Source organism: Nonomuraea phyllanthi (genome assembly GCF_006334985.2).
Taxonomy (GTDB): domain Bacteria; phylum Actinomycetota; class Actinomycetes; order Streptosporangiales; family Streptosporangiaceae; genus Nonomuraea; species Nonomuraea phyllanthi.
The window spans coordinates 899,320-912,133 of sequence record NZ_VDLX02000001.1; the positions used below are offsets into that span (position 1 = coordinate 899,320).

12 protein-coding genes are annotated in these 12,814 nt (G+C 69.4%); 7 read left to right on the forward strand and 5 right to left on the reverse strand.

Annotation, left to right across the window (positions count from 1 at the left end):
- The first annotated feature begins 9 nt into the window (after window positions 1–9).
- The 6 genes from FH608_RS04245 (at window position 10) to FH608_RS04270 (ending at window position 4,708) form a co-directional block, all read left to right on the forward strand.
- Window positions 10–981, forward strand: a complete 972-nt coding sequence (locus FH608_RS04245) for an ABC transporter permease (RefSeq protein WP_139628434.1) — start codon at window positions 10–12, stop codon at window positions 979–981.
- Window positions 978–1,892, forward strand: a complete 915-nt coding sequence (locus FH608_RS04250; protein ID WP_139628436.1) for a carbohydrate ABC transporter permease — start codon at window positions 978–980, stop codon at window positions 1,890–1,892. The genes FH608_RS04245 and FH608_RS04250 overlap by 4 nt, the downstream gene beginning before the upstream one ends.
- A 451-nt stretch (window positions 1,893–2,343) precedes the next feature.
- The gene (locus tag FH608_RS04255; RefSeq protein WP_139628438.1) at window positions 2,344–2,997 is read left to right on the forward strand and encodes a DUF998 domain-containing protein; all 654 of its coding nucleotides are present in this window, start codon (window positions 2,344–2,346) and stop codon (window positions 2,995–2,997) included.
- Window positions 2,998–3,026: 29 nt separating this feature from the next.
- Entirely contained in the window at window positions 3,027–3,398 is a 372-nt protein-coding gene (locus FH608_RS04260; RefSeq protein WP_139628440.1) for a YciI family protein, read from the forward strand.
- A 48-nt stretch (window positions 3,399–3,446) separates the two neighbouring features.
- On the forward strand, window positions 3,447–4,205 hold the full coding sequence (locus FH608_RS04265) for an SDR family NAD(P)-dependent oxidoreductase (RefSeq protein ID WP_139628442.1): 759 nt from the start codon (window positions 3,447–3,449) through the stop codon (window positions 4,203–4,205).
- Window positions 4,206–4,297: 92 nt separating this feature from the next.
- Window positions 4,298–4,708: a hypothetical protein gene (locus FH608_RS04270; RefSeq protein WP_226898951.1), complete on the forward strand. Its 411-nt coding sequence runs from the start codon at window positions 4,298–4,300 to the stop codon at window positions 4,706–4,708.
- 429 nt (window positions 4,709–5,137) lie between these two features.
- Here the strand turns inward: FH608_RS04270 and FH608_RS04280 are convergent, their stop codons facing one another.
- Both FH608_RS04280 and FH608_RS04285 read right to left on the reverse strand, forming a co-directional pair.
- Window positions 5,138–6,034 carry an RNA polymerase sigma-70 factor gene (locus FH608_RS04280; protein ID WP_139628448.1) on the reverse strand — a complete coding sequence of 299 codons (897 nt, stop codon included), beginning with the start codon at window positions 6,032–6,034 and terminating at the stop codon, window positions 5,138–5,140.
- Between the two features lie 30 nt (window positions 6,035–6,064).
- The gene (locus FH608_RS04285; RefSeq protein ID WP_139628450.1) at window positions 6,065–6,925 is read right to left on the reverse strand and encodes an SDR family NAD(P)-dependent oxidoreductase; all 861 of its coding nucleotides are present in this window, start codon (window positions 6,923–6,925) and stop codon (window positions 6,065–6,067) included.
- A 357-nt stretch (window positions 6,926–7,282) separates the two neighbouring features.
- On the opposite strand from FH608_RS04285, the gene FH608_RS04290 reads away from it, so the two are divergent.
- A complete protein-coding gene (locus FH608_RS04290; protein WP_139628452.1) occupies window positions 7,283–7,975 on the forward strand; it encodes a glycoside hydrolase family 12 protein in 693 nt (230 codons plus the stop codon).
- A 4-nt stretch (window positions 7,976–7,979) separates the two neighbouring features.
- Here FH608_RS04290 and FH608_RS04295 read toward each other — a convergent pair whose 3' ends face one another.
- The 3 genes from FH608_RS04295 to FH608_RS04305 all read right to left on the reverse strand — a co-directional run bounded on the left by FH608_RS04295 (window position 7,980) and on the right by FH608_RS04305 (window position 12,651).
- Window positions 7,980–9,182 (reverse strand): serine hydrolase domain-containing protein, encoded by a 1,203-nt coding sequence (locus FH608_RS04295; protein WP_139628454.1) that lies wholly within the window; start codon window positions 9,180–9,182, stop codon window positions 7,980–7,982.
- A gap of 36 nt (window positions 9,183–9,218) precedes the next feature.
- A complete protein-coding gene (locus tag FH608_RS04300) occupies window positions 9,219–9,596 on the reverse strand; it encodes a hypothetical protein (protein ID WP_139628456.1) in 378 nt (125 codons plus the stop codon).
- A gap of 391 nt (window positions 9,597–9,987) precedes the next feature.
- Entirely contained in the window at window positions 9,988–12,651 is a 2,664-nt protein-coding gene (locus FH608_RS04305) for a cellulose-binding domain-containing protein (RefSeq protein WP_139628458.1), read from the reverse strand.
- Window positions 12,652–12,814 lie beyond the last annotated feature (163 nt).

Consider the following 12,814-nt stretch of genomic DNA (forward strand, 5'->3'; position numbering starts at 1 on the left):
GGACCGGCCATGGGGATGCTGACCGCCACCCGGCCCCGCAAGGTCACCGCCGAGGGGACGGCGGTGACGCTCACCTGGCGGGCCAAGCTCCGGCGGGACTGGCCGCTGCTGGTGATGAACCTGCCGATGCTCCTGATCGTCGTCGCCTTCTGGTGGGTCCCCGCCCTCGGCAACGTCATCGCGTTCCAGGACTACAACCCCTACACCGGCGGCATCACCGGCAGCCCGATCATCGGCTTCACCAACTTCGCGCTGCTCTTCCAGGACCCCCAGTTCCTGCGCGCCATCGCCAACACCCTGTCCATCACCGCCTTCCAGCTCGTCTTCTACTTCCCCGTGCCGATCATGCTGGCGCTGCTGCTCAACAGCATCATCTCGGCCCGGCTGCGGGCGTTCGTGCAGGGCGTCGTCTACATGCCGTTCTTCTTCTCCTGGGTGCTGGTCATCGCCATCTTCCAGCAGATGTTCGGCGGCGCGGGCCTGCTGGCGCAGATCCTGCGCGAGAACGGCCACCAGGGCGTCGACTGGATGACCAACTCGGACACCTTCATCCTGCTCATCACGTCCCAGACCATCTGGAAGGACGCGGGCTGGGGCGCGATCATCTTCCTGGCCGCGCTCAGCACCATCGACCCCAACCTGTACGAGGCCGCCGCCGTCGACGGGGCGCGCCGGTGGCGCCGCATGTGGCACATCACGCTGCCCGGGCTGCGGCCGGTGATCGTGCTGCTGCTGATCCTGCGGCTCGGCGACGCCCTGAACGTCGGGTTCGAGCAGTTCATGCTGCAACGCAGCGCCGTCGGCAGCCAGGCGTCCGAAGTCTTCGACACGTTCGTGTACTGGTCCGGCATGCGTACCGGGGACCTCGGGTACGGGGCGGCGGCCGGGCTGTTCAAGGGCCTGGTCGGGCTGCTGCTCATCCTGGCCGCCAACCGGGTCGCGCACGCGCTCGGCGAGCGAGGGGTGTATTCACGATCATGAGCGTCCTGACATCACGCCCGCGCGGCGGCCGGCTCGCCCCCTGGGAGGAACGCCCCTCACCGGTCGGCCAGCTCGGCAAGGGCACCCTCATCACCCTGATCGTCGTGGCCGTGCTCGGCCCCCTCTACGTCATCGTCCTGACCAGCCTCAGCTCCGCCGCCACGGTCAACCGCGTGGGCGGGCTCGTGCTGGTGCCGGACGGGATCACGTTCGAGGCGTACCGGCAGATCTTCTCCGACACCGTCGTCAGCCGCGCCGTCCTGGTCAGCACCGGGGTCACGGTCGTGGGAACGCTGATCAGCGCCGGCGTCAGCATCCTCGGCGCCTACTCGCTGTCGCGCCCCGGCTCCTTCCTGCACCGCCCGCTGCTCTTCAGCATCCTGCTGATGTTCGTGTTCTTCCCCGGCATCATCCCCGTCTACCTGATGGTCAGCGGCCTCGGCCTGAAGGACACGTACTGGTCGCTGATCCTGCCGACGGCGGTCTCCGCGTTCAACGTCGTGGTGCTGCGCTCGTTCTTCATGAACATCCCGGGAGAGATCCTCGACAGCGCCCGCATCGACGGGGCCGGCGAGTTCCGCATCCTGTGGCGCATCGTCCTGCCCATGTCGAAGGCGGTGACGGCGGTGGTGGCGATGTTCTACGCGGTGGGCTACTGGAACGCGTGGTTCAACGCGATGCTGTACATCGACGACACCCGCAAGTGGCCGCTGGCGTTGATCCTGCGCCAGTACGTGGTCGACTCGAACCCGCTGCCCAGCGCCACGGCCGGCGTGACGGGCGACGCCCCGCCCACCCTGGCGATCAAGATGGCCATCGTGGTGATCGCCGTGATCCCGGCCCTGATCATCTACCCGTTCGTCCAACGTCACTTCACCAAGGGCGTCATCGTCGGGGCCATCAAAGGCTGAAAGCAACGCCTTCCACAAGGGGCGCTCGGGGCTCGGCCCGGCGATACCTCGGGGCACCCACGCCCGTCATGCAGACCAGGGGCCATGTCGAACCTCGCCGGTCCGAACCGGTCTCGACGAGCGCATGGGCACCACATCGGTAGCGGATCTCCGTGCACACGTTCTGAGAAGGGGAAGCGCACGGTGACAAATGTCCGGCTAATGTCCGGCTGCTTGCCTGGCTTGCGCTTCATGCATCGGTGAAAATCGTCCAACATGAACTCCCACGGCGAGATCGTCTCTGCGACCTCGCGTGGCGATGGCAGGGCGCAGAACGCCGATGACCGACAGCGCATCGTGCCGCCTGCTCCGGTGACCGCCGAAAATCCTCAAAGATCTCGCCGCAGGCTGTCGAAAACGGCTCGCACCGTTCGACGCGTAGGCAAGACACGCAGACGTGAGGACAAGGACCATGACCGAGCAGTTCACCCACTCCGCCGCCCCCGCACGACCGCTGCTGGCCGCCGGCGTGGTCGCGGGTCCCCTGTACGTGGTGGCCGGCCTGGCTCAGGCCTTCACCCGCGAGGGCTTCGACCTGGCCCGCCACTCCTGGAGCCTGCTGGCCAACGGTGATCTGGGCTGGATCCAGACCGCCAACTTCGTCGTCACCGGCCTGCTGACCATCGCCTGCGCCGCCGGCCTGCGCGGGGCCCTGACGCCCGGCCGGGGCGCGCGATGGGCACCGCTGCTGGTGGGCGCCTTCGGCGTCAGCCTGATCGGCGCCGCAGTCTTCAAGGCCGACCCGACGATGGGCTTCCCGGCGGGAACCCCGGAGGGGCCAGGAGTCGTCACCATGTCAGGCATCGGGCACCTTGTCGTGGGGGCCGTCGGGTTCCTGTGCATGATCGCGGCCTCGTACGTCGTGGCCTCCCGCTTCTCCCGCGAGGGCCGCAAGGGCTGGGCCGTCTACTCGCGCGTCACCGGCACCCTGTTCCTGGGTAGTTTCCTGGGCATCGCCAGCGGCGGCGGGGCGGCCTGGACCAACATCCTGTTCATCGTCGGCATCCTGGCCATCTGGAGCTGGCTGTCGCTCCTGTCCCTGAACCTCTCCCGCAACCCCGTCTGACCCGACCATCCTCTCGGAGGAGAACCATCGTGCGTTACCTGGTCACGCTCACCGCCACCCAGCCCGACGGCCCGCCACCCGCGGAGCTCATGGAGGCCATCGCCAAGCTCGGCCGGCAGGCCACCGAGTCCGGCGCCCTGGTCGACCAGAGCGGCCTCGCGCCCAGCTCGCAGGGGGCCAGGGTCGAAGTGACCGGCGGCAAGCTGCACGTCACCGACGGCCCGTTCGCCGAGAGCAAGGAACTCATCAGTTACGCCGTTTACGAGGTCGGCAGCAAGGAGGAGGCCGTGGACTGGACCTCCCGCTTCATGAAGCTGCACTATGAGCTCTGGCCCGGCTGGGAAGGCGAGTCGCACGTGCTGAGGCTGTTCGGGCCCGAGGACTTCCCCCAGTCCGGCTGAGCGGCGACGGTGTGCGATCACGAACTTATGGCAGAGAGGTGACGACTGATGAGCCTGCTCAAGGACCGGGTGGCACTGATCACCGGCAGTTCACGGGGGATCGGCGCGGCCGTCGCGATGGCGTTCGCGCACGCGGGCGCCCGTGTCGCGCTGCACGGCCGCGACGAAGCCGCGCTCGCCGCGGTCGAGGCCCGCATCAGCGATCTCGGGGGCGAGGTCATGAGCGTGCTCGGCGACGTCACGGTCGCCGACGACCTCTCCAGGATGCGTGAGCGGATCCTCGAACGGTACGGCCACGTCGACGTCCTGGTCGCCAACGCCGGCAGCTCGAACAGCCGGCCCACGGCCATCGAGGACATCACGGAGGAGAGCTGGCGAGCCGACATCGACCGGAACCTGACCGGTACGTTCCTGACCGTGAAGTGCTTCCTGCCCGACATGAAGCGCCGCCGAACCGGCAACATCATCACCCTGTCCTCCGCGGCCGGCCGCAAGCCGAGCGAACGGACCATCGTCGCGTACGCGGCGGCCAAGGCCGGCGTGCAGATCTTCACCCAGGATCTGGCCGCCCAGGTCGGACCGTTCGGCATCCGCGCCAACTGCCTGGCCCCGGAGACGATCCTCACCGAGACGAACAAGCAGTGGATACCGGACGACGTCCAGCACTCGCTCGCCGAGTCACACCCGCTGCGGCGGCTCGGCACCCCCGAGGACGTCGCCAGAGCCGCGTTGTTCCTCGCGTCAGACGAATCGAGCTGGATCACCGGCGTCATCGTCGACGTCGCCGGCGGCGCGGTCCTGGCGTGAATGATCGTGTGGATCTGAACTACTTCAGATAAGATGGTGCCATGGCGACCAGGAGCTTCCCATACAGCACATTCCTCAGAGGGCCTTCAGAGGTGCTGCCCACGTTGGACGACGCCGACGTCATCCTGGAACGGCGCGACGACGAGAACCTCATCCTCATGCGTGCGGAGCGCTTCGAGGCCGGGGCGGCCAGCCTGCGGATCGCCGGCCGGGCGTTGGCCACCGTGGCTCGCCGCAACGCCTCCCTGGCCGAGGAGGTCCTGGCCGAGGAGCTTCCCTGGCTCACCTGGCTGCCCGAGACCGAGCGTCATCAGTGCGTCCGCGAGTTGCTCGACCATCTGATCGCGGGAGCCGACACGGGTGAATTCTTGCCGTTCGCCCGATCGCTGATCTCGTGGCGGTCCACGGCAGTGGTCTGGAGCGATCCGCGCCTCGCCCGCGAGTTGCAAGGGCCCTTCTCCGGTGATGGGCCGGACGCCGCTCGTCCGGGAGCCGAGTCCTGATGGCGGGGCGAGGAGATGACGTTCCCCGCCCGAATCCGTGGCGCGTTCGATTCGCTGATCGCCGCGCCGCCCAAGGTTGGAATCATCTACTCGCTCACGCACGGGAGAATCTCGATCGGGCCTGGGAGGCCGTCACGAGTGACCCGAGGCGCGTGGACTCTCGCCAGCACCCGCTCAAGGGAGCGCTCGGCGTTGTGAAGGTGGGCGGGGACCCGCTGGAGCAATGGCAGTACGAAGCGACGTCGGGCGGTCGGCTGTGGTACGCGATCGATGACGAAGCGCGCACCCTGTGGATCACACACGCGGGAACCGGTCATCCAAGGCAAACCGATCAACATCGTTGACCGCGAGCAGGCACAGCGATGTCGTACGCATGCATCAGGTAACACGCTCCGTCCTGAAAGGCAGGGCCAGGATCAGCACCGGCGGTCACCGCAGGGTGAGCGGGGTCTCCGAGGCGATGCGGGTCAGCTTCTGCGGGTTGCGGACGTAGTACAGGCCGGTGAGGCGGTCGTCCTCGACCCGGGCCGCGATGACGCCGTCGATCTCCCCGTCCACGCGCACGACGAGCCCCGGGTTGCCGTTGACCGCGGTGGGGTCCCCGGTGAGCGTGACGCCGGCCTTGCCGATGCTGCCCAGGATGAAGCGGGCCACCTTGCCGGCGCCGGTGATGGGCCGGGGCGCGGCCTGCTTGACGCCGCCCCCGTCGCTCACCAGCACGACCTCCGGGGCGAGCACGTCGAGCAGGCCCTGCAGGTCGCCGCCTTCGAGCGCGCGCTGGAACGACTCCAGGGCCGCCCGGGTCTCGCTGGAGGAGACCGCCTCGCGCGGGCGGCGGGCGTCGACGTGGCGGCGGGCGCGGTAGGCGATCTGGCGGACGGCGGCGGGGCTCTTGCCGATGGCGGCGGCGATCTCGTCGTAGCCGACCTCGAAGGCCTCGCGCAGCACGAAGACGGCTCGCTCGGTCGGTGACAGCGTCTCCAGGACGAGCATCAGCGCCATCGACACGCTCTCGGCGAGCTCGACGTCCTCGGCCACGTCCGGCGCGGTGAGCAGCGGCTCGGGCAGCCACGGACCGACGTACGCCTCCTTGCGCAGCTTCAGGCTGCGCAGCCGGTTGAGCGCCTGCCGGGTGGTGATCCGGACCAGGTAGGCGCGCGGGTCGCGCACCTGCTCCATGTCGGCCTTGACCCATCGCAGCCAGGTCTCCTGGAGGACGTCCTCGGCGTCGGCCGCCGATCCGAGCATCTCGTAGGCGACGGTGAAGAGCAGGTTGCGGTAGGCGAGGAAGGTCTCGGTCGCCTCGTTGGTGGCGTGGTCGGTCATGTGCCGCCCTCTCTCCTTGCTCCGGCTCGCTCAGGGCTGGGACGGCTCCGACGGCGCGGGCCCGCCGTGCGCCTCCGCCGACAGGTCCTGCCAGTCGGACCAGGTCTTGAGCCGGTCGGCGTACGCCTGCTGGATCATCGGGTAGAAGCCCTGGCCGAACAGCACCCGCAGGGGCGGGTTGTCGGAATCGACGAGCTTGAGGAGCGCCTGGGCCGCGGCGGCCGGGTCGCCGGCGGGCTGCTTCCCGGCGACCGCGCCGAGGCGGCTGCGGAGAGCGTCGTAGGCCGGGTCCGTCTGGGCCATGTGACCGTTGGCCAGCGGGTCGGGGTTCTTGCCACGGCGGGTGGCGAAGCCGCCGGGCTCGATGATGGTGACCTTGACGCCGAACTCGGCGACCTCGCCGGCGAGGGCCTCGTTCAGGCCCTCCAGGGCCCACTTGGAGGCGTGGTACGCGCCGCCGAGCGGCATGGCGATGACCCCGGCCGCCGAGGAGAGCTGGACGATGTGCCCGGAGCGCTGCTGGCGCAGGAACGGCAGCGCGGCCTGGATCACCCACACCGCCCCGAACAGGTTGGTCTCCAGCTGGGCGCGCAGCTCCCGCTCGCTCAGCTCCTCGACCGCGCCGACCTGGGCGTAGCCGGCGTTGTTCACGATGACGTCCAGCCGGCCGAAGTGCCTCTCGGCCCGCTTCACGCTCTCGAAGACGGCGGCCTTGTCGGTGACGTCCATCTCCAGGGGGAGCACGGTGTCGCCGTGGGCGGCGACCAGATCGTCCAGGCTCGCGGCGTCGCGGGCGGTCGCGGCCACCTGGTCGCCGCGGGACAGGGCGGCCTCGACGAAGTTGCGGCCGAGGCCGCGCGACGAACCGGTGACGAACCACACCTTGCTCATGATGTCTCCTCCTACGGTGGCGGCCGCCAAGGTCGGTCCCTGGTCACCGCCGTCACGCTGTTACACCCTCAAGACACATGGCCCGGCGGGCTCATAACACGCATCCGGTGTGACCTGCGTCTCCCCTCCCCCCGTAGCGGCGCAGCGCGGGGCGGCGTGAAACTTTCACCTCGATCCTGCCTTCCCCTCACCGGGGTTGACCTGCGGCGTGAGAATTCCTTTCTCGGCGCTGTTCTCTCCGCGCGCACGTGGATTTACGGTGACTCCACTTCCCGTCGGACCCGGTCCCGGCGCCGCGTCGATTTCGTCGAAGCGCTTCGACAGACCGTTCGACGGACCACCGTGGAAAGGGAGATCATGCTCAGGATGCTCCGCCTCTTCGTCCCGTCCTTCCTGATCGTCGCGCTCGTCGGAGTGCTCGCGCAGCCGGCGCAGGCCGCCGTCTGGTGGTCGTCGGACCAGTGGGCCACCTGGACCAACGGCGGCTACACGCTCTACAACAACATCTGGGGCAGCGGCCATGGCCCCCAGACGATCTGGGCGAATTCGTACAGCAACTGGGGTGTCTGGGCGGACCACCCCAACACCGGCGGCGTCAAGTCCTACCCCAACGCCACGAGGAACGTGAACCGGCGGATCAGCGCGCTCGGCAGCGTGACCAGCAGCTTCAACGTCACCGTGCCCAACGGCGGCGCCTACACCTCCGCGTACGACATCTGGTGCGACGGCCACACCTACGAGATCATGCTCTGGATGAACAAGTACGGCCCGGTGGGGCCGCTGGGGTCGCGGCAGACGAGCGCGTCGGTGGGCGGCCACAGCTGGGACGTCTACCGCGGCTCCAACGGGTCCAACCAGGTGTTCTCGTTCGTACGGCAGGGCAACGCCATGTCAGGGACCGTGGACATCAAGGCGGTCCTCACCTGGCTGCGGGCCAGGAACTGGTTCGGTGACGTGACGCTCGGCGACGTCCAGTTCGGCTACGAGATCACGTCGTCCAGCGGCGGGATGGACTTCCGCACCAACAGCTTCTCGGTGTCGGCGAGCTGACCATTCAGAGGATTGGGACACTCCCGGCGCCCTGGGCCTCCATGGCGCTCTGGACCGCGGCGAGGAGGCCGGCGGCCCGGGGGTCGGGCGTGCCCTCCACGACCCGGTTCATGACGTAGCCGAACGCGAGCCCCGTCGCCGGGTCGGCGAAGCCGAGCGAGCCGCCGAGGCCGGGGAAGCCGAAGGCGGTGGGCGAGTACCAGAACGCGTCCGGCGTGGGCAGGCCGAGGCCGGTGCCGATCCGTACGGGCACGCGCAGGACGCGGTCGATGCCGGTGGCCTGCTCGGCGGTGGCGGCGGCCAGGGTGTCCTGGGTGAGGATGCGGTGGCCGTCCACCTCGCCGATGAGCGCGGCGTAGAAGCGGGCCAGGGAGCGGGCCGTGCAGATGCCGTTGGTGGCGGGCATCTCGGCGGCCTGCTCCTCCGGCCTGTTGTGGTCGAGGGCGGGCCTGACGACCATGAGCGAGCGTACGGTGAGCGAGGTCGGGTCGGCGTAGGCGGCGATGACGTCGCGCATGGGCTCGGGGACGGTGTCCAGGTCGATGCCGACCATGGCCTCCGGGTCGAGCTTTCCGGCGAGGATGCGGCTGACGCGGTGCCGTTCGGCCGCGGGCAGGCCGATCCACAGGTCCAGCCCGAGGGGCGCGGCGATCTCCTCCGCGAGGAACGTGCCGAGGCTGCGGCCGGACACCCGGCGGACGACCTCTCCGACGAGCCAGCCGAAAGTGTGCGCGTGGTAGCCGTGCTCCGTTCCGGGCTCCCAGTACGGCCGCTGGGCCGCCAGCGCCCTGACCATGGGCTCCCAGGCGATCGCCTCCTCCGGGGTGATCGGGTGGTCGATCGCGGGCAGCCCGGCCTGGTGGGTGAGCAGCCAGCGGACCGGCAGCCGCTCTTTCCCGCCGGCCGCGAACTCGGGCCAGTAGTCGGCCACGGGCGCGTCGAGGTCCAGCTCGCCGCGCTGGGCGAGCAGGAGCGCGCAGGTGGCGGTGATCGCCTTGGTGGTGGAGTAGACGAGCTGCAGGGTGTCGCGCTCCCAGGGGCGGCCGGTCTCGGGGTCGGCGATGCCGCCCCACAGGTCGACGACCTTCCGGCCGTGCAGGTACGCGCTGACCGCGGCGCCCGTCTCCAGGCCGCCGGCCAGGTTGGCGGCGAACGCCTCGCGTACTGCTTCGAATCCTGGTGCGGTCTCTCCGCCTATCTCGGGCATGGGTCATCGCCTTCCGTGCCGGTGTGCGTGGGGAAGCTAGGGGCGCCATTTCCCGACGAGCCAGGCGCAGATCTCCGGCTCGGTCATCTCGGGGAACTCGGCGGCGAACGTGGCGAGCGTGCGTATCGCCTCGTCCCTCGTGAGGCCGCGCGCCGCCGCCGCCGTAAGGTATTCCTGGCGCGCGAGAGAGGGGCGGCCCCCGCCGGCGCCGCGGCCGGGCAGGCCCTCGCGCCACCGCACGATCTCCGGCAGCCGCTCGGGCCGCCAGCCGGGAGAGCCGTCGACCTCGACGTCCGGGCCGGGGAACGGGTGATCGCAGCCGTCGGGATAGCGGCTGCGCCACTTGTGCACCGCGTGACGGGTCACGCCCAGTGCCTCGGCGACGCCGATGACACCGAGGTAACGCTCGGTCATGGGTGCACCATCTTGCCGGTAGGCCTCCTTCGCGGATCTCCAGTAGTACCACGCCGGGATGGGCGCCCTGGCTGCCGTGACTTTGTCTCTGTTGAAGACGACGTTAGCGCTCCACAAGAACGTTGTCTACATGGGAGACGAGCTTTCCGGGGCTGATGCCAAAGAAGTGCCGTTCGCGCGGGTAATGTGGATTTTGGGACGATATGCCGGAAGGGGGCGACTTCATGTCTGCCGCAAGGATCGTCCTGCTCCACACGCCGGCCCCGCCAGGTCCGAGGCCTCGCCGCAGGCAGGACGACAGCAGCCGGTCACGCCGCCGGAGCCGCCGCCGTTGAACGACGGCGGCACCGGGAGCACCCTGTGACGGGAGGCGCCGGAGCGCCTCCCGCCGTCACGCGGGTGCGCAGGTGAGCGTGGTGGGCGGCGTGCCGGCCCCGCTGCCCGTGAAGCCGAACGACGTGCTCGCGTTCGCCGCGAGGTTGCCGTTGTAACTGGCGTTGGTGACGCTCACGTCGGCACCCGTCTGGGTCGGGGTGCCGTTCCAGAGCTGGGAGATCTTCTGGTCACCGGACCAGGTCCAGGTGACCTTCCAGCCGGAGATCGCGGCCGTGCCGGTGTTCTTGACGGTGACGTCCGCCTGGAAGCCGCCCGACCACTCGTTGACCGTCTTGTAGGTGGCCGCGCAGCCCGTCCCCGGGGTCGGCGTGGGGGTCGGGGTGGGGGTCGGGGTGGGGGTCGGGGTCGGCGTGGGAGTGGGCGTGGGGGTGACGGTGACGGGCGGGCCGGTACGGTCGCCGTAGATGATGCCCCGGCCGTTCGTGCCGAGGTAGACGCGCCCGTACACCCTGGGGTCGCCCGTGAGGGCCTCGCCCATGTTGCCCCACTGGTGCTCGTCGTCGTTGACGCGCACCCAGTTCGCCCCGGCGTCGTCCGAGCGGTAGAGGCCGGTGATCCCGCCGATCGTGGCGACCGTGAAGACCGCCATGTACGTCCCGCCGGGCGCCGCCTTGCCGAAGCCCACGTTCACCGACTTCGAGACGCCCGAGACCTTGGCGAAGGAGGCGCCGCTGTCGGTCGAGTGCCACAGGCCGCCGTCCCCGGCCAGCCACAGGTCGCCCTCCCGGCCGGGCACCGCCTTGAACTTGCCGGTGCTGGGCAGCCCCGAGGCGGCGGTGGCGGTGAAGGAGGCCCCGCCGTTGGTGCTGACGTAGAGCCGGCCGCCGCTGAAGCCGTAGAACTTCGAGGCGTTGACGCGGTCCGACTCCACGACGGCGCCGGTGGGCAGGCCGGACGCCTGCTGCCAGGAGTTGCCGTAGCCGACGGAGTAGACGGGGGTGACGTTCTTGGGCGCCCAGACGAAGCGGGAGCCGTCGGCGGCGGCGGCCACCGTGCCGCCCTCGTCGATGCCGCCCGGTTCGGTGCCCTGGAACCAGTTCGCGCCGCCGTCCGTGGAGAAGGCCACGTGGCTGTCGTTCGGGCGGTCGGCGTCGGTGAAGTTGCCGGCCCTGACCATGACGGACGGCGACTTCTCGGCGTAGTCCAGGCTCGTGGTCGAGGTGAAGACCGGTGCCGTGAACATCATCGACGGGACGGCGTCCAGGTTCGCGTGGCGGAACCCGCCGATGTCACCCAGGGCGCTGACCAGTGGCGCGCCGCTCGGCGGGCTGATCAGGTCGAGCACTGCCGTCTCCTCCAGGCCCCTGGCCATGGGCTTGATGGTGAACTGGCCGCCGGAGTCCCACTTGGTCAGGTCCTCGGTGCCGTAGATCGTGGCGCCGGTGCCGTACATCATCCGGTCAGAGTCGAACGGGTCGATCTCCAGGGACTCCGTCATCCAGCCGAGCTTCGGCGTGACCTCGGGCGGCTGCGGGTTGGTGCCGAACGACAGCCACGGGTTCTCGGAGATGTCCTGCTTGTAGCGGAAGCTGCGGTTCGGGTACGACGTCCAGTCCCACACGCGGGTCCAGGTGGCGCCGGAGTCCGTGGAGCGGAAGAAGATCACGTCCGGCCACCACGAGATCTGCGTGGCCACCATGATCGTGCCCGGGTGCTGCCGGTCGATGGTCAGGCCGCTGTAGCCGAAGTAGTCGTCGCTGCTGGAGGACGGGATGGGGCTGATCTGCGTCCAGGTGCCGGTCGCGGTGGCGTAGCGCCACACGTCGCCCTTGGCGCCGTCGTACGGGCCGCCCGTGTCGCTCGTCGCGATGTAGAGGTAGCCGTTGACGGTGTCCAGCACGCCCTTGTGGGCGAGGTAACCGGTCGGCTGCCCGGCGACGCGCGACCAGGTGGCGCCCGCGTCGGTGGTGCGGTAGACGCTGTTCTCCTTGTCGGCCACGCCCACGTAGATGGTCTTGGTGGCGCTGCCCTTGGCGGACGAGCGCGGGTCGTAGGTCACCCAGACGACGCCCGGCTTGTGGCTGAGGTAGCCGTTGGAGTCGTTGGGGTCCTGGGCGTAGTTGCCGGGGTTGGGGAAGCTCGTGACCTTCGCCCAGGTGGCGCCGTAGTCGGTGCTGCGCCAGAGCCCGTTGCCGTTGGGGGCGCCGAAGTAGAGGACGCGGTTGTCGTTCGGGTCGACCGACAGCGCCTCGCCCATGCCCCGGCCCGGCATGTTGCCGCCGAGCTTGAACGGCAGCGTCGTGACCTGCCAGTTGTTCCCCTTGTCGGTGGAGCGCAGGATCGCGCCGTTGTTCGGGTCCCAGCTGTTGGTGTACATGCCGACGGCGGCGTACACCCGGTTGGTCTGCACGGGGTCGGTGGCGAGGCTGATCACGCCGTTGTAGCCCCACTCGTCCCAGCCGGCCCAGTCGAGCAGGGGCGTCCAGGTCCTGCTCGACTGGTTCCACCGGTACGCGCCGCCGATGTCGGTGCGGGCGTAGATGAGGTTCCTCTCCGACGGGTTGAAGATGATGCCCGGCACGAAGCCGCCGCCGTCGATCCTGACGTTCTTGAACGCGTACGGGTCGGAGGCGACGGCCGAGACCGGCGACATCCGCACGATCGCCGCCACGAGGAGCACGGCCGCGGCCGTCAGCAGGACGAATAATCTTCTTCGCATGCGCGGCTCTTCCTTTCCAGGCACGCCAGCAGGCGCCCCAAAGGCTTCAGATGACCGCCATGCACGAGCAGAGTGCAGGACCCTGACCGTCGCCGCGCCTTCGCGCATGAGCTCTACCAGAAGGCTCACACAGGCGCGTATCGAAGGTCAATAGTTTGGATAG